The following is a 21923-nucleotide window of genomic DNA, read 5'->3' on the forward strand; positions in this document are numbered from 1 at the left end:
GCAAGTCTTTAATCAGTTGGGAACCGAGCTGAAGATCTGTCCCGCAAGTTGATTACTTAGTCAAAAAGTCGAGATACTTGGTCGCAAACTTGCCATAGGGCGGCCACAGCAACTTGATGCCACTGAAGGGCGCCTGATAGAACACGGGCCGCATTTTGGAGAAGGTTACGAAGCCCTCATAGCCATGGTAATGGCCCATGCCGCTGTCCCCTACACCGCCGAAAGGCATATCGTGTTGCCCCGTGTGCAGCACGATGTCATTGACCGTGACACCGCCCGACATGACGCGCTGCAGCAGCGTGTGGATCAGACCCTTGTCGTTGCTAAAGGGGTAAAACGCCAGAGGGCGGGGGCCGCTATTCACGGCATGGATCACTTCTTCGACCGCGTTGTAGCCAATGACTGGTAAGACCGGCCCAAAAATTTCCCGCGTGCGCAGCTCACAGTCTGCCGGTGCGTTGAGCACCAGGTGCGGGGCAATTTTGTGGGTGTCGGCATCCCATTTCTTTCCCGCCGTGAGTTGTACCAGCGTAGCGCCCCGGGACTGCGCCTCTTCCATGGCGCGGACGATGCGATCAAAGGCCCTCCCGTCAATGACAGCGGTGAAATCGGTGGTCTCCAGACTCGCGTAGCGCCCTGCAACCACCTCTTTGGCGGCTTCGACAAACGCCGTCACTTTGGCCTGCGGCACAAACACATGGTCGGCGGTCGTACAAATCTGACCGGCATTGAAGAACTTGAAGAACGTAATACGCTCCACCGCTTTGCGCAGCGGGAAGTCGTCGCACAGCAGCGCGGGGGCTTTGCCGCCCAGTTCCAGTGTGACCGGACAGAGGTTGGCTGCCGCAGCGGCCATGACAGACCGGCCTGTCGGGCCGGAGCCAGTGAAAATGATGTGGTCAAACTTCAATTTGGAAAACTCGATGCCAACCCCACCCGTCTCATCAAAAAAGGCCAACTTGTCCCGGGGGAAATAGGCGGGGATTTTGTCATTCAACAGCTTAGCCAGGTGGCGCGAGTTTTCCGACATTTTGACCATGGCGCGGTTTCCCGCCGCAAAGGTGCAGATCAGTCCGTTGAAGCTGGTCCAAACGGGAAAATTCCAGGGAATGATGGCTCCGACCACGCCCAGGGGTTGTGGAATCAGCCGGTTACTGGCACCGAAAAAATTGCGCCAGTCTACACTGCGGCGCTGGGGCTTCATCCACTTCTTGAGGTGTTTGATCGTGTGGTTTACGCCATCCACGACGCTGTAGATTTCAGCGAACAGCGTCTCATGGCGGGAACGGTTTCCATAGTCGGCATTGATGGCTTGAATGATCTCTTCGCGATTGTCCTGTACAAAAGCTTTGAGCTTGAGCAGGTCGGCCTTGCGCTCCGCAAAGCTGGGATAGGGGTGCGCCAAATAGGCGGCACGTTGCAGTTTTAGCGTGGCGTCGAGTTCGTTGCGGACAACGTCGATGGGGGTTACAGCGGGCAGGAGAATGGCGGACATGGTGTCACCTCGTTAAGAATAAGCTGCGCCTGTTCTCGGGTCTATTGACGTTTGGTTTGCCAAACCCGAAGGGCTGGGCGCTTTGTAAAAACGATCAACAGATAGTTAAAGCATTTAAAATAAATAATTAGAATCATCCCAAACGAGACAAGGCCGCAATCACTTCTTACCGCTTAAAGCAGGGAGCATGTAACAATACAAAAGAATTTACTTTCAAATCATGGTAACAAATGCTTTCTAGAATCGTCACATAAATCAGTGGTTGTTGTAGAAAGACCCTACAAAGTGCCTCAGCCATGTAGGACGAGTCCAGACCTGCGCTGATAACGATGGGTGATTCCGGCATCGGATTGGCGGCTTATCCCCCAAGGGGACTTGCTTCGGGGCGCGCCCTACCTATCGATGTATTTGCTTGCAGATCTTTCTGAGTAATGCTTAGCCAGCCATACCCATAAAAAAACCGCGCGGATGCGCGGCTTTGGGTGATTTTTTGCGCGGCGGCAAAATACACAAATCCACCATGCGGCTGGATCCAATCTGCGTTTATCAGTCCAAGGCTGATTCGCAATGAATGCAAATTGTAGGGAGTATTCGATGCGAAGCGGCAATACGCCAGACACTATTCAGACGGCGCAATACCGTTGGCGCTTACGCCCGCGTGGCAAGAAACATCTGCTGCACATCACGCACCAATTGCAATGAGGCTTCGATTTCGTCTTTACGAATGGCAACGCTCTCAATATTGCAGCCTACAGGTATTCCCTTCTCGCTGGCGTATTGCAATAGCTCGGCGAATATACCCTTACATACATCCAGTGATTTGGCCAAAATATCGCCTGAATGAATCAAGTCGTTCTCTAGCCATTTGGGAATGCTAATCCCTAGCCATTTCATAAATTCCAGCGTTTTCACCGAGCCGCATGGCGTAATGGTGAAAATAATCGGCACCATCGCCGTGCCAGTTTGTTGGCAAGCGTAGTAGTAATCCGACAAAAAATTCTTGGCCGCCTCAACGTTGTAAACGCATTGCGTTACAAAGAATGAGCAGCCCTCGGTCACCTTGTGCGCCACGCGCAGATGCTCGTCGTTTTTGACCAAATGCCGCTCAGGAATCGCCACGCCACCCACTAGCAGATGGGGATTCACCTCGCGGCGCAGCGCGTAGGCTTGGGCCACGGTGAGCGACACCTGCTGCTGGCGAGATGCCGCGCCAACAAACACCGACACCCCATCGTTCATCGCCAGCAAATCAGCGCCAAATTGCTCAGGCGAATACTTACCCACGCAGCGGTAGACAATTTTGGCCATGTCTAAAGCCGCAAGGTAATCCCGGCTATACACCCGCGGATCGAGCGTCGCCATAAATGGAAACGGCCGCGTTGCATCAGTGCGATCGGCCTCGTCTTGAATGTCATACAACACCAAGCCATCCAAACCCAACGGCGCAATGCGCTCAATTTGCAGCGCGGCAATCTCAGCGATTTTTTCCGGCGTGTTATTGGCCTTGGGCGGCGTAATGCCATACAGCAAGATACCAGACTGACGTTGAGCGATTTTGGTGTGCAGTGAATTAGGCATGAGTAGACTCGGATTCGTTTACCGAGATTTTACGCAGATTTGACCGAATAATTACAAAAAATCTTAATCAGCTTATGCGGCGCATCACCGTAAGTAGATTGGCGGGTTACGCCTGCGGCTAACCCGCCCTACGGCTAAGCCCGCCCAACCATTCTCTCGCCAAGCGTATCGATGTATCCAACCGCAGACCATCATGATCAAAGCCCCGCCAGCAATACCCATAAAAAAAGCCCCGCATCTGCGGGGCCAAGCTTGGAGGGTAATACGCAGTGCGTTTACTTTGGGTAGTAGTGGCTCAGAGGCTGTTTGAGGTTGATTAGCCACAGCTCAGTCGCTTCGTTACTCGGTTTAACGACGAGGCGTTCGTTGTTGGGGAGTTGGCCGTTGTCGATGACGACATCATCGACGTCTTTGCCGCTGGCGAGTTCGGTTTTTAGGCCAAAGTCGTTGTCGTTCATGATGGCGATACCGCCGTTGTATAAGGCGAGGCCTTCGGCTTTTTCGGCTTGCCAGCCCAGTTCGCGTAAGTCCAACACGCGCTGTTTGCGGATCATTTTGACATTGGCTAAATCGGCTTTGCTGGCGTATTCCGGCTCTTTGCCAGCAATCGGCGCGAGCGTGTCGGCACCGGCAATATCAATCACGTACAACACATTGCGCAGCTGTTTATCTTTGCCTTTGCCTTGTTCAATCAGCGCAAAATGCGTGTTGTCGATGGCGACTAGATCGCCAATTTTGGCGTCGGCGGTTTTTTTATACGCGTCGACATCCAAGGGGTAGGCCAAGGTGCGTGTTGCACCGCTGCTTGGGTCATATTCAACCAAGCGGATAAATTGGGCGCTGGATTTGGTTTCACCGTCGATATTGAGCGTTGATTGCAGCATGGCATACACTTTGCCATTAGGCGTGAAGGCAACGGCTTCAAAGCCGCGATTGGCTTGGCGATGTTTAAGTACATCGGGCAAGCCCGCGCCGGGGGCGAGTTGCTTTAAGACTTTGCCGCTGGCGGCATCGACTTGCAGCAAAAATGGGCCGTATTCATCCACCACCCACAATTGGCCTTTTTTGCCGGCCACAATCCCTTCGGGATCGATACCGCGTGGGCTGGCGTCTAGCGTTTTGAGCGTATCGCTGAGTGCCACTTCGCCGGTGGCGCCAACGCGACCTTGCGGCAACGGCAGGCCGCTGGCGACTTGGCCGTCAATTAAAAACGGCTTGCTCGAGATCACGTCGGCAGAGCGCTGGCGGCGAACTTTGATTTCGGCAAAGCGCGGCGCGTAATCGGGTGCCAAAAAGAATTTGGCTTCGCGCTTTTTATCCCCCACTAGCACTTTAGGCGCGTCACCATTAGGGCCGCGATCACCGGTCGCCCAAAAATACAAAGTGCCATCGCGATCCATTTTTTTAAATCCCAAGCCAGAGCCCGGTGCAAAGGCAAATCCTTGTGGAAAGGCACTGGCAAATTCGCCGTGATAAGCGATGTTTTCTTTGCTTGGGCTTTGCAAGGTGTAGCGCTCAATCGAGGCAATCGCCGGGTGATCGACCTGCTGCATTTCAAACAAGGGCGCGGCATGGGCAGCACCAGCGATCAATAAAGTGATGAGCGAAAACTTCAACATGCCAAACCCGCAAAAGAATTGATGATGGATTGCGATATTAAGTCAGTTAAATGACAAGAACATGACAATTTATCTAAAGGCAATCTAGAGATCAAACTGACACTGACCGCATTGTTGTCGCGACGGCCACTATCGGCGGCAAAATTGACAGAGCTCATGACCCTCCCATCATCGGCGTCGTACTTATTACCGTGCCAAATCTTACGAATACCCTAGTTGATTTCTGACGACGATTTTATACTGTCGGCGGTTTGATTGAATTTATGCGGTATTGCCACAGCTTCAATTGTTTTTCTCTCTTCTTTGATCGATTCCCCCATGTCTGTTTTAAATTCTCGCCGCATCATTTCGCTGGCGCTTGGCTGTCTGTTAACGCTGACTTTATCCGGCTGCGTGACGCAGGCGACGGAGCAAATTAAGCAATTTTTTAATAGCTCGGGTGTGCAGCAAATTGGCGATTGGGCCGAGCAAGGTTTGGCGGCGCTGACTTCGCCAACGCCACCACCGCCAACGGGTGATTCACCGCCGCTCAATGCCGAAAACGTGGTGATGGCAACGCGGCAAAATCCGGTCGGGCATAGGGATTTTCAGCAGGCCAAAAAAGTATTACCTAGGGTATTTGCCGGTATGGAAGAAGATTTCTACTGTGGCTGCCAATACACCGGCAAAGTGATCGACTGGGCCAGTTGTAATTTTCAGCCACGTAAAAATGCCGAGCGCGCGCGGCGTTTGGAATGGGAGCATGTAGTACCGGCGTGGGTGATTGGTCATCAACGCCAATGCTGGAAAAATGGCGGCCGCAAAAATTGCGGCAACACTGATGTCATCTACCAAATTGCCGAGGGTGATTTAGTCAATTTGGTGCCCGCCGTGGGCGAGGTGAATGGCGATCGCAGCAATTACGCCTTTAGCGCGTGGACGCGTAATCCACAGCCGATGTATGGCAGTTGCCAAACGATTGTCGATTTCAAAGCCAAAAAAGTGCAGCCCCGCGAAGAAGTGCGCGGCCGCGCAGCGCGGATTACTTTATATATGCACCAGCAGTATCAGCTCAATCTCAGCCGCCAAGATCGGCAACTAATGTGCGCTTGGGCCAAAACGTATCCGGTGGATGCGTGGGAAATCAAACGTGATAAGCGCATTGTGGGACTACAAGGCAACGGCAATCCTTTGGTGAGTAACCCTGAGATTTTGGCGCAGTATTGCCCGACTTAATTCGTTGAGTTTGCTGAGTTTGCTGGCGCGCTGAGCGGCAAGCGGGCCAGGCGTTGCCAAACTGTGTGTTTGGCAGCGTCGCTGCTGCTTGACCAAGCTTTGATTTCATCCAAGCTGCGGCGGCAGCCAAGGCAATATTGGCCAGCGGGATCGAGTTTGCATTGTTGAATACACGGTGATGCGACAGTCATGGCCTAGCCCGCAAAAAAGCGCGTATTGAACGCGATTGCGGGCGCGCTGACAAGTCTTATCACGGCGCGGCAAGCGTTGCAGTACGACTAGGTAGATCAACGTGATAGCGCTCAGCGATTTGCTTAAGTTCGCCTGACTGCTGAAGTTGGCGCAATCCTCGCTCAAAAACCGCCAATGGCACTTTGTCTTGCGGGGCAAAAGCGATGGTCAGTACTTGCTCGGCAAAGGCGGGCTCTTGCCAGCTCACTTTGGGGGCGATAGCGACTAAATCCGGCTGCGACAGTAAATATTCGCCAACGGCTTTTTCTAAAATCGCGAAAGAAATTCGCCCTGCAGCGAGTTTTTTTAAATTACTTTGATCGTCGTTGGCAACCTCAATGCGTACGCCGGTTTGATACAGCGCCGCTGGATAACCATAATTGCGTACCCCGCCAGCAATCCGCCCCTGCAATTGATTTAAATCTAACCGCGGCACCAACTGCGCAGTCGGCACATAAAAGCCCAATTTACTGACAAAAATTGGGCTCGATGCCCGAAAACCGGTATCCACATAGCTATTGGGCCACACCCCAATAATGCCGTCGGCGCGACGGGCTTTCATTTCATTGAGCGCCCGCGCCCACGGTACAAAGACAATTTCTAATTGATAGTGTGGCGACAAGGTTTTTTTGACCACCTCAATCAACGCCCCTTGTTTGGGCAAGGCTTGCGAGGTATAGGGTGGATATTCTGCCGCCAGCAAGCGTAATTTTTGTGCGGCGCAGCTCAAACTCAAGCTGGCCAACAATAGGCCCAAAATAAACCGCATTTTTGACTCCCGGCCAACTGCGCCCTAATCATCTAAAGCAAACTCAATGCCGCCAGCACATCGAGACACTGAATGCGATGAATTCATCCATTCTGATTTAGATTAGCCGCCGTTGATCACTGCATCAGGAATTTCGTATTGCTCCGCGCCAATTTTGATATGGCTGACGTCTTTTTGCTTTTGCTGACTCAATTCCCCGTGCGGCATCGGCGTAGCCGTATAGTCCGTTGCGGTGCCATGGTCAAAACGAATGACGCGCTGGCCCTGCGCAACTTGAATCGTTACCTCTGCTGCGCCCTGCCCGTGTCGCACCACGCCAAATGGGCATGCTCGGGTTTGCGCAACAACGCAAGCAATCGTACCGGTGGCATGGTAAGGCGTGCCGCTGACTTTAGCGTCGGATGCGGGCGGCGTGTCGATGGCGACTTTAAGAGTGAATTTCGCGATTTCATTACGCCGTGCGGCATTACGCATCATATAAACCCGCAGCTTATATTCGCCACTGGCGGGCAACACCCCGCGATAGGTATTGCCAGCACTCGAACCAACAAACAAGGCTTCATCTTGTGAGCCCGGCGGCAAAATATTGAAATAACTACTGAGCTGGCGGCTGTTATACGCCACAGTGAGCGTTTGCCCAGCCTTGGCGTTCAGCTTGTAATCGATGTATTGATAGCCTTTAATCTGGCCCTTTAACACTGTGCTCGATTGCCCTTGGGCAAAATGCACCGGTACCGTGGTGAGATCTTGCGCCTGCACCAGGCTAATGGGAAACAACACACAGACACTTAAAACAAATGCACGAACAAACATGGTTAGGCTCCAAATTGGCGGGCAGCGACGTACAAAGCCAGCGCTAAAAAAAAGTGCAGCGCTATGATTGCCAAAATCAGCAACAACTGCAAGCTTTATGTCAGCAATTAGTACCTACGCTGCCGCAACGTCGCTGGCGATCCGCATCAAAACGCTGCCTCGGCCTCGCCGGCTTGCAGCAAAAAATCGCGCACTTGGCGCACAATCTCAGCACGCGGTTCGCCCGCAACGCTAGATAAAATCCACGGTGCGGCGGCTAAACGCGGATAGTCGGGCAAAATAAGTAATTGCCCAGTTTGCAAATACTCACTGGCTTGCCGCCGCAACACATAGGCCATCCCATCACCACGGCAAACGGCATCGAGCTGCAAACGCACATCGTCATAAATTCGTCGTCGGCGAAAAGCGGCTAGCTGCTGATGAAACTGATGGCTGGGACCTTCGTTTTGAAAATCCGCCTCAAGCGAAATCAGACCCATCACTTGATGGTGCTGATGGACTGGCAGTGCTTGTAATTCGGGCATTCGCTGCGGACTAACCACGGCGACCCATTCATCGCTAAGCCAAGAGTGATCTTGCACACCGGCTTGCTGTAACGGCCGCTGGCTAATCAATAAATCAACGTCTACTTCGTCGATATACCGCGCCGACTCGTCCACCGATAGCACCAAACATAACTCGGGAATCGCCGCTTGCAACGCCGCCAATTGCGGCTGTAGCCAACCTTGCAGCAAGGCCGCAGGTGCAACAATCACCACCAGTCCGGGGTCAAGATAAGTGTCAATTTGCGCTAAACCCCCAGCCAGCACCGACAGTGAACGTTGCACGCTGCGCAGCAGCACCTCGCCCGCCACCGTGAGCTCAACGCCACGACCAACGCGTAAAAACAAGGGTTGCGCCAGCTGCGTTTCTAATTGCAAAATTTGATGGCTGATTGCCGATTGCGATAAGCACAATTCATCGGCAGCCCGCGAAAAACTCCCCAAACGAGCGGCGGCTTCAAAACCCATTAATAATTTAAACGACGGTAGCTTGGTCATGACTGATGAGAAATATTGATAAATTAGCGCTAAAAATATCATTTTTCTTCATCAATAAATAGCGCAACAATGCGCTATACCTTCACAGCCACCTAAAGGAAGCCCAATGCATCCACGTCGCCGTTTTTTAAAACACACACTCGGTGCCGCCGGTAGCAGCCTGCTGCTTGGCGCAGGAATTTCACTCCCCAACGTCGCGCAAGCCAATAGCGACACGGTCTGGAGCATGCCCGATGAAGCCGCACCGCATCGCGCAACGTGGATGGCTTATGGTCCACAAGCGGCGATTTGGGGGCCGCGCCTGATGCATGGTGCACGCGCCAATTTAGCCAGCATCGCCAAAACCATTGCGCAATTTGAACCGGTGAATATGCTGGTGCGGGCGGCCGATTACGACATCGCCGCCCAGCAATGCGGCAATAGTGTGCAGCTGATCGTGCAAGAGATTGATGACTTGTGGATTCGCGATACCGGTGCGGTATTTGTTAAAAATCAGCAGCACCAGATTGGCGCGATTGATTTTCATTTTAATGGTTGGGGCAATAAACAAAGCCATGCTCGTGATGCACGCGTTGCGGCGATGATGATTCGCAATACCGCAGTCAGCGCTGTAGCCACGCGCTTAGTGCTCGAAGGCGGCGCGATTGAAGTCGATGGCGATGGTAGCGCCATCATCACCGAAAGCTGCGTGCTCAATGCCAATCGCAATCCGGGCGTGAGTAAAGCCCACATCGAAACCGAGCTAAAGCGTTTACTTGGGCTGAACAAAATCATCTGGTTACCCGGCATTGCGGGCCGCGATATTACCGATGGCCATACTGATTTTTATGCCCGCTTTACCGAGCCCGGTGTGGTGGTGGCGCATATCGATCATGATCCTGATTCCTACGATTACGCAGTCACTCGGCGGCATTTAAACCTATTACGCGCCGCCACTGATGCCAAAGGTCGCAAGCTCGAAGTGATCGAACTACCGGGACCGAATTCAATTCGTCAGCAGTTTAGTAATGATGAATTTACTGCCGGGTATATTAATTTTTATGTTTGCAATCACGCCGTCATTTGCCCGCAATTTGGCGATAGCAAAACCGATCGCAATACCCGCGATATCTTGCGCGATTTATTCCCTAGCCGAGATGTAATTCAACTGAATATCGATGCCATTGCCGCCGGTGGTGGCGGCATCCATTGCGCCACCCAGCAGCAAATCGCCTAGGTATTGCCACACAGATCAATTTATATAATATCTAGATGGCAATACCCTATCAATTAATGCCATGTTCAGATTACGTGTTGATCCTGATTAAAGCTTCGCGGCATTCCCTCTCCCTTGATGGGAGAGGGCTAGGGTGAGGGTGATACTACGGCGTATATTTTAAGCTCAACACCCCCATCCCAACCTTCCCCCGTCGAGGGGGAAGGGGCCGCAGTCGATCTGTTTAAACGCGTGCAATTTAAAATATCAACACCAAATCCAAACCAAGCCTCAATTAGTTGCAACACTCGGCATCGGCAAGCCAGCAAGGCCATCGGCCAAATGCCAAGTTTGCGTATAGCCTTTAGCGCGCATCAGGCTGAGGAGTTGCCCGCTGCGCCGGCCACTGCGGCAGGCAAGTAATAGCGGGCGATCAAGCTCGATTTGGCTCAGCCAAGTCGCCAATTGGCTCAATGGCTGCGCGGCAATGGTCAGACCCAGCAATGGGCAACACGCGGCTTGTTCCCATTGCTCACGAATATCGATCAATACCCCAGCCGGATGCGTGGCAATCCACGCGGGCAATTGCTCGGCGGTGACGGCGTAGCGGCTAGAAAGCTCTAGGTCTTCGTCTGGCAACGCCACTTGTTCCAGCTGCAGCATATCGTTCAGATGGGTTTGCAGAATGTGTCCGGAGAGGGCGATTCGTTCAACGGCGGCATCGATATCAGCAGCGCAAACGTTGGGCGAAATCGACAACCGAATCGCGCTGGAAGCGCGCTCTTCGCCTAAGCCCATCGCCATTAACACAAAGCTCGGTTTGGCGTTTTTGCTATTGCACGCCGAGCCAGCGCTCAGCCGTAAACCCAGCGCGTCAAACAGATCGAGCAAGCATTTGCTGGGGATGCCGAGTAAAGAAAAATTAATCGTCGTGGGTAAACAGTGCAGGCTAGGACTATTGATCACCAGTTGCGGAAAGGCGTGTAGCAGCGCGGTTTTTAGCCGTTGCTGCGCCACTGCGAGCGCGCCCGCTGGCCCGAACTGCCCGGCCAACAGCGCTTCGCACACCGCACCCAAAGCGGCAATGCCGGGTAGGTTTTCAGTACCGCAGCGCGCATTGCCCTCTTGCCCGCCGCCCGCCAAAAGCCGCGTAAATGGCGCACCGGCGCGTGCATACAGTAAGCCTATGCCCTTGGGGGCGTGCAATTTATGCCCAGAGAACGGCGCATAATCAATTCGCAAGCCTAGCCAATCGACGGCCAATTTGCCCAGGGCCTGCACGCCATCCACCAACCATAAGGGCCGTACTGGCAGCGCATCGAGCACACCGGCAATGCCGTTTAAATCGCTAATGGCGCCGGTTTCATTATTGGCGGCCATAGTGCACACCAAGGCTGCGCCCTTGGCGTTTTCGGCCAGCCAAGGCAAATCATGCTGGCCCTGTTGATCAACCGGTATTGGCAGCAATTCGACCGTGAGGCCCAAAATTTCGCCCCAATGCGCCAGCGCCTCGGGAACTGCTTTATGCTCAGTCGCACCGTATAACACCCGCACCGACGCCGCGCCGCGCTGCGGATGCAGTGCCGACAGCACCGCGGTTTGGATGCCTTCGGTGGCACCAGAAGTAAAAATCAAATCGTCTGCAGGCAATTGCAACACCGCAGCAACGGCGGCGCGGGCGCGATCGAGCTCAATGCGCGCGCGAATCCCTGCGCCATGCGGGCTGCCCGGATTGCCAAAATTATCGCTAAGTACCCGAATCATCGCCGCTTGCGCCGCCGGCAAGATCGGCGTGGTGGCATTGGCATCCAGATAAATTTCACTGCAATGTGTGGCAGTCGCGTCGCTCATCGGGGCTCACCTTTAATTTGGATTGAAGTATTGTGCGACCAACGACCAAGCAATTCAATCAGCAAACGGCTGACAAATTACCCAGCAACCCCACAATCGGCCAAAGTTAGATCGCCATCAAAAGATGGCCAGATGAGCATAAGCTGAGGCGATAAGGCCCCAGCTGGTTGGCTTAAGCGCGAGCGGCTTTGGCTGCGGCCAAGCGTTGCGCGGCGTCGCGCAACATCTTTTCGGTACTGGCCCAATCAATACAGCCATCGGTAACCGAGCCGCCGTAAATCAATTGCGATAAATCAGCAGGGATTTTTTGATTGCCAACGACTAAGTTCGACTCAATCATCACGCCCACCAAAGCTTGGCTGCCGTTGACGATTTGATTGATCACATCATTCATCACCAGTGGCTGTAATTCCGGCTTTTTATAGCTATTGGCATGCGAGCAATCGACGATGATATTGCACGGTAATTTGGCTTTTTTAAGCGCTTGCTCAGCCATCGCCACCGATACGGTGTCGTAATTAGGTCGACCATCACCGCCACGCAACACCACATGGCCGTATTGATTACCACGCGTGCGCACAATCGACACACGGCCTTGGCCGTTCAAGCCCAAGAATGAATGCGGGTGCGACGCCGATAAAATCGCATTAATCGCAATGCTGATATCGCCATCGGTGCCATTTTTAAAACCCACTGGCGTGGATAGGCCGGATGACATTTCACGATGCGTTTGCGATTCAGTGGTGCGCGCGCCAATTGCCGTCCACGCGATTAAATCGCCTAGATATTGCGGCGAGATCGGATCAAGCGCTTCGGTGGCGGTTGGCAAACCCAGCTCGCACACGTCGAGCAAAAAGCGCCGCGCTTTTTCCATGCCTAAATCGACTTGGAATGAATCATCCATAAATGGATCGTTGATATAGCCTTTCCAACCGGTCGTGGTACGTGGTTTTTCAAAATAAACTCGCATCACCAGCAATAAGCTGTCTTTGACTTCGGCTTGCAGCGCTTTCAAACGGCGCGCGTATTCTAAACCGGCGATAGGATCATGAATCGAGCATGGGCCAACCACGACAATCAGGCGATCATCTTGCCGATTCAGAATGTTTTTTAAGGCTTCACGCCCAGCATCCACCACTTGGGCGGCGGATTCAGAAAGCGGTAAACGGGCGTGTAATTCTTCGGGTGAGGGCATCGCGTCAAACGAAGTGACGTTGATATTCTCTAAGTCTTGGCTGTTCATCGTGAAGTCGATCAAAAGAGGAAAGCCAATGAGTATAAACCAAGGCGTTACGCCGTCGAGCACGAGTCATGCTTTTGGCATCGGGAAAATCATACAAACTATGGGTATTGCCTGCTAGAACATGATTAATAAAGTCTAGCGACCAATACCTATTAAACCATAGTCATGTTCAGATTACGTGTTGATGGTGATTAAAGCGTCGCGGCATTCCCTCTCCCTTGATGGGAGAGGGTTAGGGTGAGGGTGATACTACGGCGTATATTTTAAGCTCAACACCCCCATCCCAACCTTCCCCCATCAAGGGGGAAGGGGCTACAGTCGATCCGCTCAAGCGCTTGCGATTTAACGGATCAACACCAAATTTGAACATGGCCTAAGTCATCACTAAATGGACGCTACGATTAATCATCGCTCCGAATTGGCCCTATCATTCGACTCATCGTATCGTCTTTAATAATGCGCTGATGCCACAGCCCAGCGCCGACGTGCAATATCACTAACCACAGCAGCGTATTGCCCAAAAACTCATGCACGTCTTTTACGTCTTTGGCGGTTTGTGGCGTCATGCTGAATATCGTTGGCAAAATCCAACCGAAAAAATCCACCGGCTTTCCAAAAGCTTGAATAAATGCCACCCCCAGAATCGGCATGCAAAACATCAGCGCATACAAAACCCAATGCGTTAAATCGGCGACTTTCATGATTAACGGCGCTGGGCTAGGCGTAATCAGCGGCGAGCGATTGGCGGTGCGCCAAATAAAGCGTGGGATTACCAACCAAAAAACGATGATGCCAGCTTGAATATGCGCCATTTGCAAATTACCGCGCCACGGATCGCCTTTGGGAAAATACCCCTTGAGCTCAATACATGCCAAAGCGGTAATCACTGCGATGGCACAGAGCCAATGCAATAGACGAGCGACTTTGCCATAGCTATGGCGAGTGTTTTTTAGCATGTTTTACCCCAAGGAGTGAGTGATTCGATTCAGCACAAACTTTCACCCTGTTGACGAATAAACGCAAGTGCTAGTCAAATATTGCGAAGGTAGATTGAATGGCGATTTTATTTTTTGGGCTGGCTAATTCGCTGCGATTACGGCCAGCATCTTTGGCGCGATACAAGGCCATATCGGCATAAGCGATCGCGGTATCAAAGGTATTGCTGGCATAGGCGACCTCGACAATCCCCGCCGAAAAAGTTACCGGCATTGGCGTGCCGTTGACTAGCGCGGGTTGGGCGAGCAATTGTTCGCGCCAACCTTCGGTGAGTCGCAAGGCTTGGGCGGCGCTGGTATCGGGCAAAATGACTAAAAACTCCTCACCCCCCAAACGAAATAGCAGATCAGTTTGCCGGCTATAGCGGCGTAATAATTGCGCCATATGCCGTAAAACCTCATCGCCTGCACTATGCCCATAGTGATCATTAATGGTTTTAAAGTGATCTAAATCGATCATCACCAAGCTAATCGTTTGCTGTTGTTGCGTGCTATGGCTGAGTAAGTTGGGGGTGACTTCATCCAAAAAGCGCCGATTATGCAAATTAGTTAATGGATCAAGAATCGCCGCTTGATGTAGCTGCTGCTGGAGTTGTGCGTTCGATTCCAATTGCGCTTCAAGTGAAATCAGCGCTTGCTGTAAAGCCAACTGACTCTGTTTATGATGAGTGATATTACGCAGCACCAGCAATAGACCAATCGGTTGCTGCAAATAATAAATGGTGACCGAGCGCAAATCGTAATACGCATCGTCCAATTGCAGCTCAAACTCAACCGGCAGCAGTCGATCCCATAAAGTTGGTAATAAATTATCAAAATACGGCAGTAATTTGAGTGGCAGGCCAATGGCGTTGGCGGGCATATTCGGCAAAGCTTGCGCGGCGTGATTTAGTCTGGCGATGTGCTGCTGATCGTCCACCACCAAAACCGCATCAGGAATGGCATCAAACAACGCATCATGCGCGATCGGCAATAAATCAAACCATTGCCGATGGGTAATCAGCCAATAAAAGATCCCGCCCATGATTAAAAAACTAAATGGTGTTGGATCAAAATCAAACAGCGTAACCAAGCCGGTTAAATGCGCGGCATTGGCTAGCCATGGAATCGCCATAGCGATCGCCAGACCGAGATAATGCTGGCGATACAGTGCATTGGCGCGGGCGAGGGCATTGATAATGACCAGCATGCTCAAGGTCATATAGCCATATAAATACAAAGCGCATAAATAGAACCACGGCCCATGCAGATAGCGAATCGCTGCGCCCGGTGCATCACTCACCGGTAATGTGCTCACATACAGCCAATGATGCTGATCATTGGTAAAAGCAATCAGGCAAGTGAGTAGCGGCATCAACCACAGCGCTAATTGGCCCAGCCAAGTCGGGGGACGATTATCGCCTTTGACATAAGCCCAAACAAATAGCGTCCAATAGCAAGGCACCGTGACGATGCCGAGCCAAGCCAGTTTGGCCCACAGAATTTTGTCTGCTGGCGCGGTTTGCCAGTTCTCCATCCCCGCTGCACCACTCCACCATGCCGATGACAGCAACATGCAGACATAATAAAACTTAGCGGGGAATGCATCACGCCGCGCAGTCAATAGCGCCAACGCCAGCGTAAATATCGTGCAGCTGAATAATACTAACGCCGGCCAATTCATCGCTTGGCCCTGAATTGATCATTCACAATGGCGATCAGAGATAGGGAGTAAGTGCTCATTTTTTAATTGTAAAGCATCGCTGCCGATTCAATTCGATTCGCTGGCTAGCTGTCTAATTTCATAGACAATCTAGCATCGGCGGATGCTTTACTGCTTGCTGACCACGTGTTTATCTTTATCTACCGATAGCGTGCAGCAAATGTCTTCGCTGCTTGTGATCACGGCAGCTTGCAACTCAAAATTTAATCTTGGTTTGCAATCAGCACCAGCCTATTAATAGCTTTTTACTATGAAAGCTGTACAAATATTCAACTAGCTCTTTCAAATGAGAACGAATATCATTTGCAAATCAAACCAATTGACCGAACAGGATAAAATCATGGCTAAGACAATTACTTTTGCAATGGTGCACTTTACCGTGGCATTTAGCGTGGCGTACTTGATTACCGGCAGTTTGGGTATGGCGGGATTTTTGGCTTTGATTGAACCGATGGTCAATACCGTGGCGTATTTTTTCCACGAAAAAGCGTGGGATGCTTACCGCTTGGGCCGCGGTCAATCGGCAGCGCAGAGCGCTGAGCCAACATCAATCGACTCAGGCCATGCCGCAGCATAATCATCATTATGCTATCGGCTGGCCGGATGCAAAGTGGTATCGCTCGCTCCGGCGGCTTCAGCAACGCAGACTCAGTTGCCAAGCTTACTTTTGCCGAGCAATTTACTTTTGCGAATCGATATCCGCTAGCGATTCTTCACCTTTGGTGGTGATGAAATGACCAACTTCACCTTCACGCGTGTCGATATGGCCTTTACGCAATAAAAACGCCAGTGCTTCACCGTTGATTTTGAGCGTTGGATTTATTTTGAGTTGGCGCAGACTCTCGATACACAGCGTCATAAAAATAGTCTGTTTACCCAGATCAGTGATTTTTAAAATCCCTGTTTTGCGCTCATAGGCGGCTAATTTTTGCCCAGTAAGGGCTTTTACATTTTTAAAAACCGTATGGCTTAAACGGGTGCTTTTCAAACCACGGCTGACTTCAACCAGCGCCGCCATTTCATCTTTAGATAGTTTTGTACTCATCAGTTACACCTCAATTCGCTTTATTGCTCGACATGGTACGCGTCCACGCTCGCCATAGGGAAATTCAACACGCATTTTATGCGCTGATTTACGCGGCAAAGCGCATTTTTAACGCTTTTGCGCTCCCATTCACCAACAATAGCGAATCCGCATCGAGCCGCGAGCCAAAAACACCGCCAGAGAGTCAACAATTCTCCGCGTTTTGTTAACTAAAACAACGACCTTAAAACCAAATAAAAAAAGCACCGCAGCACATCATCTGCAGTGCCTTGTTGATGGCGAACTTAGATTTATTTTTTGGCTAACACATTGCCCAATGCGTGTAGTAATAAAGCAATGTTTTCACGCCGCGCCGCATAGCCCATCAAACCAATCCGCCAGGCTTTTCCGGCCAAAACACCAAGACCCGCACCGATCTCTAAATTATAGTCTTGCAGCAACTGGCTGCGCACCGCAGCATCATCCACCCCAGCAGGTATATATACTGCATTCAGTTGTGGCAAACGCGCCTCAGCAGGCACCACAAATTCAATGCCGAGTTTTTCTAAGCCATCGCGCAATTCAAGATGCATGGCGGCGTGCCGCGCCCAGGCGGCTTCTAAACCTTCTTCGGCCAATAAACGCAAAGACTCGTGCAGGGCATATAAAGTATTCACCGGTGCGGTATGGTGATAGCTGCGCTTGGCCCCGCTACCGTTTCCCCAATACGCCATCACCAAGGTTTGATCAAGAAACCAACTTTGCACCGGCGTTGTACGCGCTTTGAGTTTTTCTACTGCAGCCGCAGAAAACGATAATGGCGATAATCCCGGCACACACGATAAGCATTTTTGGCTACCAGAATAAATCGCGTCAATTCCCCATTCATCAACGCGCAATTCAATGCCACCGAGCGACGTTACCGCATCCACAATACTCAAGCAGTTATATTGCTTGGCCAAAGCGCATAGCGCTTTAGCGTCTGATCGCGCGCCGGTTGATGTTTCGGCGTGCACAAACGCCAAGAACTTCGCATCAGGATTGGCCTGCAGTGCAGCCTCTACGACCTTAGGATCGACCGGCAATCCCCATTCGCTATCAACCAAAACCGCAATCGCCCCAACCCGCTCAACATTTTGCCGCATCCGCTCACCAAATACGCCATTGCGGCAAACGATGACTGTTTCGCCCGGCTCGACCAAGTTAACAAAACACGCCTCCATCCCAGCGGAACCCGGCGCAGAAACGGCCAAAGTCATTTCGTTTTGCGTTTGAAATGCATACTGCAACAACGATTTCACTTCATCCATCATGCCAACAAACATCGGATCTAAATGCCCTAGCGTTGGCTTGGCTTGTGCCGCCAATACCGAAGGATAAACATCAGAAGGCCCCGGCCCCATTAAGGTGCGTTGTGGAGGAAAAAAAGGCTGAATGCTGGGCTTAAGCAGTGTTGACATCGGCATAACAAACTCCGCTAGAATAAGTGATGGCCTATTATGGCTGGCTGTCGCCAAGCGGTCACGCCTTTGCCATCGGGCGTACTTATCTAAGACAGTTCGGCAAAAATAAGCACCGCTTTACAGGAATACACCATGAATTGCACCGGATGCGGCGCGGCACTGCCCGTAGCCCAACTCGTTTGCAGCTATTGCGGCTTATACAATGCGGTTGATTTACTGGCCATCCGCGATTTCAAAATACTCGCTGAGCACAGTGAATTACATTGCCCCAACGGCTGCGGTGATCTGCAACTCTTACAATTGGGTCTACAACAGACCACGGTTGGCCATTGCCCGAGTTGTAAAGGACTGCATTTTGCCCCCGGTGCACTGCCGATAGTGCTCGATCATGTGGCAGCGCAAGTTCGCGAAATCAATCATGGGCGAATTCGACAAATCATCATTGAGCGCATCAAACCTGAGGTTGTGCGCTACAAACCCTGCCCTGCTTGCAATAAAATGCTGAATCGCCGGGCTTTTAGTCGGCACATCGCGGTGATTGTCGATGAATGCCGCGAGCATGGGGTTTGGCTCGATGGCGGCGAATTGAGTATTTTGGCCGAATGGATGGAGGCCGGCGGTCAACAATATGTACTGGCTGAAACCGAACGCCAAGCCAGAATCAACGCCGCCAATGGCCAAGTCGATGCGATTGGCTACGCCGCCGACTCACCCCAGCCCAGCGCAACCACACAAAGCATCGACGATTTTTTCCGCTCACCCAAGCCCAATGCATCGTTTAGTGAGAATGTACCTGCATGGTGTGTTGGCGCCGTCTTAACCCTATTACTGTTATTTTTGCTTGGACTGAGCTGGCCGGTTTATTTACTGGCAGTCGCCACGGCTTGCGCTTGGCATTGGCGCTAGCCATTGTTTATTAAGGGTATATAGCTATAAGTACTTTACTTAAATGGCTAGCGAGTCATACCCATAGCAATAATTCAAAACTTGCTCTTTTGTCTGCGCGGCTTAAATCGAAAGCAAAAACGCGATATCGGCATGAACTCTCTACCGTTAATCAGAAAGCCCGAGCCTACTCAGAACTGACATTGACTCGAATCTCCCTCACGGCGGGCATTTGCAGCCAAGCGTCTTTCAAATCCAAAGTATGTCGTAAGCATTATTACGACCGAAAAACAAATCAGCAACACCCGTGCGCCGCGATAAGTCGCTCATCACCACAAAACAACAAAGAAAGCTTGGTGAATTGCATTGTCAGCACGACATCACACGAAATTCAGAGCTCACCCGCCATGAGTGACCATCGGCCTTGAACACTGACAAGTGATCGGTAATATTACCAACTTCATTGACCTGCACCGGAGCTTCCCATGCGTAATATCCTGATTGCTTTAGTTTTATCTGCCCCTGCTCTAGCGCAGGCCAATTTAGTACAAGATGCTAGTTTTGAAGAAACTGTCGTTGCGAATGGAACTTGGAGCGTCTTTTCCAGCGTGGGTATCGGTGGCGTCTGGAAAAGCATCTCGGGCGCAGGGATTGAAATCCAACGCAACGTCACTGGTCCAGCATCTCATCTAGCCCAATTTGTAGAACTCGACAGCCATACTAATAGTGCAATGGCCCAATCGATCGGCACTGCAGCCGGTCAAAATTACAGTTTAAATTTTGATTTTACTGCTCGCCCCAACACCACCGTCGCCACCAATGGCTTACAAGCTTTTTGGGTTAATTCGCTCGGCGCTGGCGCAACATCCGCCAGTATTCTCGCAGCAGCAACAATGAGCAATATGATTGCCGATTTACACCCCAACGCCGTGGCTAGCAATACTTGGCAAACCTTCAGTCAAAACGTGGTCGGTAGCGGTACGGGTTATAGTTATTTAGTCTTTAAAGCCACCGGCACTTCCGATAGCTACGGCACTTATCTGGATAATGTCAGCGTGGCACCGGTTCCAGAACCAGAAACCTATGCTTTGATGGGTATCGGCTTAGTCGGCTTACTCGCGGCCCGCCGCCGGAAGTTACTTCAATCGCACTAATTTGCATAAATCCACCTTCATTGCTTCACTTTTAATCTCACCATCCACACTGAATTAAATTTTATGCCGCTCATTGCAATAATGAGCGGCATTTTGTATTGCATTTTGCAGCGATCAATCGCATCAATACCCACAAAGTAAGGTGTAAATGAATTGAAATTCATCCCATCTAAAACATGCCTATATCCTAATATTAACTACGTATTTTTATACGGTTGAATAGCGACAATATCCTTTGTTTTTATATGTTTTTTATTTTCTTAAAATGTAGTAAATTCGTAAATATTGCCAATAAATAAGAAACATTCCTACATGCAAATCGATCCCGTTGTGCTGTTCTTCTTGCTTGGCTTAGCGGCTGGCTTGGCAAAATCAGATTTAAAACTGCCTAGTGCTCTCTATGAAACACTCTCGGTTTTTTTATTGCTGGCCATCGGCATTAAGGGCGGCTTAATTCTCGCCAAACAACCGATTTTGACGCTATTGCCACAAGCAGCGCTGGTCATCGCGATGGGGGCGCTGATTCCACTGCTGATTTATCCACTGCTGCGCACCAAACTCAGCCAAGTCGATGCCGCCAGTATGGTGGCGCATTATGGCTCGGTGTCGGTCGTCACTTATGCCGTTGGCGTGGCTTTTCTGGCGCAAAAACAAATTAGCTTTGAACCCCAAACCACTTTATTTTTAGTATTGCTCGAAATGCCGGCGCTAATGATTGGCGTCGTACTCGCGCGACTCGGCCCCAATGCCGCCCAATCGGGTCATGGCTGGCGCAAACTATTGCATGAAGTCTTTCTTGGCAAAAGCATGGTGCTACTGATGGGCGGTTTACTCATCGGCGCGCTAGCTGGACCAGAGGGCATTAAGCCGCTTGATTTGTTGTATATCGATTTATTCAAACCGGTATTAACGCTATTTTTACTCGAAATGGGCTTAGTGGTTGCCGGCAAAATGGGGATTTTACGCCAGCAAGGTTTGCTGGTCCTTAGTATCGGGATTGTGTTACCGCTACTGCTCAGCTGGGTCGGCATTGGTTTTGGCTTGTTAATGGGGCTCTCATTGGGCGGCTTAACCTTGATGGCGATTTTGGCAGCCTCCGCTTCGTATATTGCAGCACCAGCGGCAATGCGCATGGCTTTACCCCAAGCCAATCCGGCATTATCGCTGGGTGCCGCACTGGGCGTGACGTTCCCGTTTAATATCCTGGTGGGCGTACCGCTCTATCATCAATTTGCTGGCTATGCCGCTTAAGGACTGCAATGACTTTCCATACTCGAACACTACTGACCATCGTCGCCGAAGCGGTCCTTGAAAATGATTTAATTGCCCTATTTGAAGCCAAATCAATTCGTGGCTGGACAATTGTTGCCGCACGCGGCAATGGTGAGCATGGTGAAAAACATGGTAATTTTGATGCCAATGAAAATATTCAAATAGAGCTCATTATCGAAACTTACCAAGCCGAGCAATTAGCCCAAGCCGTGCATCATCAATTTGGCGCGCACTTCGCTTTGGTGCAATGGCTTAGTGAAGTTCGTGTACTGCGCGGCGAAAAATTTTAAGTTCCGCCATAGCGTCATCAGTCACGGCTTTGCTTTTGGCAAAGCCAAAAAACCGCCGTAGCGATACGGCGGCGCGCTCAATATGATTA

Annotated in this window: 20 protein-coding genes; 7 read left to right on the top strand and 13 right to left on the bottom strand. The window is 51.2% G+C overall.

What is annotated here, in order from left to right:
• Nucleotides 1-52: 52 nt before the first annotated feature.
• The 3 genes from Q0V82_RS05450 to Q0V82_RS05460 form a co-directional block, all read right to left on the bottom strand.
• Entirely contained in the window at nucleotides 53-1495 is a 1443-nt protein-coding gene (locus Q0V82_RS05450; RefSeq protein ID WP_297573322.1) for a coniferyl aldehyde dehydrogenase, read from the bottom strand.
• A 648-nt stretch (nucleotides 1496-2143) separates the two neighbouring features.
• Nucleotides 2144-3073: a methylenetetrahydrofolate reductase gene (locus Q0V82_RS05455; protein ID WP_297573324.1), complete on the bottom strand. Its 930-nt coding sequence runs from the start codon at nucleotides 3071-3073 to the stop codon at nucleotides 2144-2146.
• Nucleotides 3074-3348: 275 nt separating this feature from the next.
• Nucleotides 3349-4692 (bottom strand): esterase-like activity of phytase family protein, encoded by a 1344-nt coding sequence (locus tag Q0V82_RS05460; RefSeq protein WP_297573326.1) that lies wholly within the window; start codon nucleotides 4690-4692, stop codon nucleotides 3349-3351.
• 318 nt (nucleotides 4693-5010) lie between these two features.
• On the opposite strand from Q0V82_RS05460, the gene Q0V82_RS05465 reads away from it, so the two are divergent.
• Nucleotides 5011-5907: an endonuclease gene (locus tag Q0V82_RS05465; RefSeq protein WP_297573328.1), complete on the top strand. Its 897-nt coding sequence runs from the start codon at nucleotides 5011-5013 to the stop codon at nucleotides 5905-5907.
• On the opposite strand, the gene Q0V82_RS05470 is transcribed toward Q0V82_RS05465, so the two are convergent.
• The 4 genes from Q0V82_RS05470 to Q0V82_RS05485 form a co-directional block, all read right to left on the bottom strand.
• Nucleotides 5904-6098: a DUF1289 domain-containing protein gene (locus Q0V82_RS05470; RefSeq protein ID WP_297573331.1), complete on the bottom strand. Its 195-nt coding sequence runs from the start codon at nucleotides 6096-6098 to the stop codon at nucleotides 5904-5906. The genes Q0V82_RS05465 and Q0V82_RS05470 overlap by 4 nt on opposite strands.
• Nucleotides 6099-6157: 59 nt before the next feature.
• Nucleotides 6158-6907, bottom strand: a complete 750-nt coding sequence (locus tag Q0V82_RS05475; RefSeq protein WP_297573333.1) for an ABC transporter substrate-binding protein — start codon at nucleotides 6905-6907, stop codon at nucleotides 6158-6160.
• Nucleotides 6908-7009: 102 nt separating this feature from the next.
• Complete coding sequence (locus tag Q0V82_RS05480; protein ID WP_297573335.1) at nucleotides 7010-7720, bottom strand: hypothetical protein; 711 nt, start codon at nucleotides 7718-7720, stop codon at nucleotides 7010-7012.
• Between the two features lie 146 nt (nucleotides 7721-7866).
• Nucleotides 7867-8802, bottom strand: coding sequence for a LysR family transcriptional regulator (locus Q0V82_RS05485; protein ID WP_297573337.1), 936 nt, complete (start codon nucleotides 8800-8802; stop codon nucleotides 7867-7869).
• 64 nt (nucleotides 8803-8866) lie between these two features.
• On the opposite strand from Q0V82_RS05485, the gene Q0V82_RS05490 reads away from it, so the two are divergent.
• Entirely contained in the window at nucleotides 8867-9976 is a 1110-nt protein-coding gene (locus Q0V82_RS05490) for an agmatine/peptidylarginine deiminase (RefSeq protein ID WP_297573339.1), read from the top strand.
• 270 nt (nucleotides 9977-10246) lie between these two features.
• Here the strand turns inward: Q0V82_RS05490 and Q0V82_RS05495 are convergent, their stop codons facing one another.
• The 4 genes from Q0V82_RS05495 to Q0V82_RS05510 form a co-directional block, all read right to left on the bottom strand.
• Nucleotides 10247-11806 carry an aminotransferase class V-fold PLP-dependent enzyme gene (locus tag Q0V82_RS05495; RefSeq protein WP_297573341.1) on the bottom strand — a complete coding sequence of 520 codons (1560 nt, stop codon included), beginning with the start codon at nucleotides 11804-11806 and terminating at the stop codon, nucleotides 10247-10249.
• A gap of 172 nt (nucleotides 11807-11978) precedes the next feature.
• Entirely contained in the window at nucleotides 11979-13049 is a 1071-nt protein-coding gene (locus Q0V82_RS05500) for a 3-deoxy-7-phosphoheptulonate synthase (protein ID WP_297573343.1), read from the bottom strand.
• Nucleotides 13050-13450: 401 nt separating this feature from the next.
• Entirely contained in the window at nucleotides 13451-14005 is a 555-nt protein-coding gene (locus Q0V82_RS05505) for a cytochrome b (RefSeq protein ID WP_297573345.1), read from the bottom strand.
• Nucleotides 14006-14075: 70 nt separating this feature from the next.
• On the bottom strand, nucleotides 14076-15707 hold the full coding sequence (locus tag Q0V82_RS05510; RefSeq protein WP_297573346.1) for a histidine kinase N-terminal 7TM domain-containing protein: 1632 nt from the start codon (nucleotides 15705-15707) through the stop codon (nucleotides 14076-14078).
• 379 nt (nucleotides 15708-16086) lie between these two features.
• Between Q0V82_RS05510 and Q0V82_RS05515 the strand changes: the two genes are divergently transcribed.
• Nucleotides 16087-16323: a DUF2061 domain-containing protein gene (locus Q0V82_RS05515; RefSeq protein WP_297573348.1), complete on the top strand. Its 237-nt coding sequence runs from the start codon at nucleotides 16087-16089 to the stop codon at nucleotides 16321-16323.
• 102 nt (nucleotides 16324-16425) lie between these two features.
• Here the strand turns inward: Q0V82_RS05515 and Q0V82_RS05520 are convergent, their stop codons facing one another.
• Together Q0V82_RS05520 and Q0V82_RS05525 are read right to left on the bottom strand one after the other, a co-directional pair.
• Nucleotides 16426-16791, bottom strand: a complete 366-nt coding sequence (locus Q0V82_RS05520; protein WP_297573349.1) for a hypothetical protein — start codon at nucleotides 16789-16791, stop codon at nucleotides 16426-16428.
• A gap of 290 nt (nucleotides 16792-17081) precedes the next feature.
• The gene (locus tag Q0V82_RS05525; RefSeq protein WP_297573352.1) at nucleotides 17082-18236 is read right to left on the bottom strand and encodes an alanine--glyoxylate aminotransferase family protein; all 1155 of its coding nucleotides are present in this window, start codon (nucleotides 18234-18236) and stop codon (nucleotides 17082-17084) included.
• Between the two features lie 129 nt (nucleotides 18237-18365).
• On the opposite strand from Q0V82_RS05525, the gene Q0V82_RS05530 reads away from it, so the two are divergent.
• The 4 genes from Q0V82_RS05530 (at nucleotide 18366) to Q0V82_RS05545 (ending at nucleotide 21834) form a co-directional block, all read left to right on the top strand.
• Nucleotides 18366-19139 carry a hypothetical protein gene (locus tag Q0V82_RS05530; RefSeq protein ID WP_297573354.1) on the top strand — a complete coding sequence of 258 codons (774 nt, stop codon included), beginning with the start codon at nucleotides 18366-18368 and terminating at the stop codon, nucleotides 19137-19139.
• A gap of 464 nt (nucleotides 19140-19603) precedes the next feature.
• Nucleotides 19604-20272 carry an FxDxF family PEP-CTERM protein gene (locus Q0V82_RS05535; protein ID WP_297573356.1) on the top strand — a complete coding sequence of 223 codons (669 nt, stop codon included), beginning with the start codon at nucleotides 19604-19606 and terminating at the stop codon, nucleotides 20270-20272.
• A 312-nt stretch (nucleotides 20273-20584) separates the two neighbouring features.
• The gene (locus Q0V82_RS05540; protein ID WP_297573358.1) at nucleotides 20585-21523 is read left to right on the top strand and encodes a sodium-dependent bicarbonate transport family permease; all 939 of its coding nucleotides are present in this window, start codon (nucleotides 20585-20587) and stop codon (nucleotides 21521-21523) included.
• An 8-nt stretch (nucleotides 21524-21531) separates the two neighbouring features.
• Nucleotides 21532-21834, top strand: coding sequence for a P-II family nitrogen regulator (locus Q0V82_RS05545; RefSeq protein WP_297573360.1), 303 nt, complete (start codon nucleotides 21532-21534; stop codon nucleotides 21832-21834).
• Nucleotides 21835-21923 lie beyond the last annotated feature (89 nt).

The sequence above is a fragment of the uncultured Deefgea sp. genome, assembly GCF_947072475.1.
In the GTDB taxonomy this organism is placed as follows: domain Bacteria; phylum Pseudomonadota; class Gammaproteobacteria; order Burkholderiales; family Chitinibacteraceae; genus Deefgea.

Bases quoted from the DNA above. Each gene is read 5' to 3' on its own strand.
- Q0V82_RS05490 (WP_297573339.1), top strand. From the start codon at position 8,867: ATGCATCCACGTCGCCGTTTTTTAAAACACACACTCGGTGCCGCCGGT.
- Q0V82_RS05495 (WP_297573341.1), bottom strand. From the start codon at position 11,806: ATGAGCGACGCGACTGCCACACATTGCAGTGAAATTTATCTGGATGCC.
- Q0V82_RS05510 (WP_297573346.1), bottom strand. From the start codon at position 15,707: ATGAATTGGCCGGCGTTAGTATTATTCAGCTGCACGATATTTACGCTG.
- Q0V82_RS05485 (WP_297573337.1), bottom strand. From the start codon at position 8,802: ATGATATTTTTAGCGCTAATTTATCAATATTTCTCATCAGTCATGACC.
- Q0V82_RS05525 (WP_297573352.1), bottom strand. From the start codon at position 18,236: ATGCCGATGTCAACACTGCTTAAGCCCAGCATTCAGCCTTTTTTTCCT.
- Q0V82_RS05450 (WP_297573322.1), bottom strand. From the start codon at position 1,495: ATGTCCGCCATTCTCCTGCCCGCTGTAACCCCCATCGACGTTGTCCGC.
- Q0V82_RS05540 (WP_297573358.1), top strand. From the start codon at position 20,585: ATGCAAATCGATCCCGTTGTGCTGTTCTTCTTGCTTGGCTTAGCGGCT.
- Q0V82_RS05515 (WP_297573348.1), top strand. From the start codon at position 16,087: ATGGCTAAGACAATTACTTTTGCAATGGTGCACTTTACCGTGGCATTT.
- Q0V82_RS05465 (WP_297573328.1), top strand. From the start codon at position 5,011: ATGTCTGTTTTAAATTCTCGCCGCATCATTTCGCTGGCGCTTGGCTGT.
- Q0V82_RS05530 (WP_297573354.1), top strand. From the start codon at position 18,366: ATGAATTGCACCGGATGCGGCGCGGCACTGCCCGTAGCCCAACTCGTT.
- Q0V82_RS05500 (WP_297573343.1), bottom strand. From the start codon at position 13,049: ATGAACAGCCAAGACTTAGAGAATATCAACGTCACTTCGTTTGACGCG.
- Q0V82_RS05545 (WP_297573360.1), top strand. From the start codon at position 21,532: ATGACTTTCCATACTCGAACACTACTGACCATCGTCGCCGAAGCGGTC.
- Q0V82_RS05480 (WP_297573335.1), bottom strand. From the start codon at position 7,720: ATGTTTGTTCGTGCATTTGTTTTAAGTGTCTGTGTGTTGTTTCCCATT.
- Q0V82_RS05535 (WP_297573356.1), top strand. From the start codon at position 19,604: ATGCGTAATATCCTGATTGCTTTAGTTTTATCTGCCCCTGCTCTAGCG.
- Q0V82_RS05520 (WP_297573349.1), bottom strand. From the start codon at position 16,791: ATGAGTACAAAACTATCTAAAGATGAAATGGCGGCGCTGGTTGAAGTC.
- Q0V82_RS05455 (WP_297573324.1), bottom strand. From the start codon at position 3,073: ATGCCTAATTCACTGCACACCAAAATCGCTCAACGTCAGTCTGGTATC.
- Q0V82_RS05475 (WP_297573333.1), bottom strand. From the start codon at position 6,907: ATGCGGTTTATTTTGGGCCTATTGTTGGCCAGCTTGAGTTTGAGCTGC.
- Q0V82_RS05470 (WP_297573331.1), bottom strand. From the start codon at position 6,098: ATGACTGTCGCATCACCGTGTATTCAACAATGCAAACTCGATCCCGCT.
- Q0V82_RS05505 (WP_297573345.1), bottom strand. From the start codon at position 14,005: ATGCTAAAAAACACTCGCCATAGCTATGGCAAAGTCGCTCGTCTATTG.
- Q0V82_RS05460 (WP_297573326.1), bottom strand. From the start codon at position 4,692: ATGTTGAAGTTTTCGCTCATCACTTTATTGATCGCTGGTGCTGCCCAT.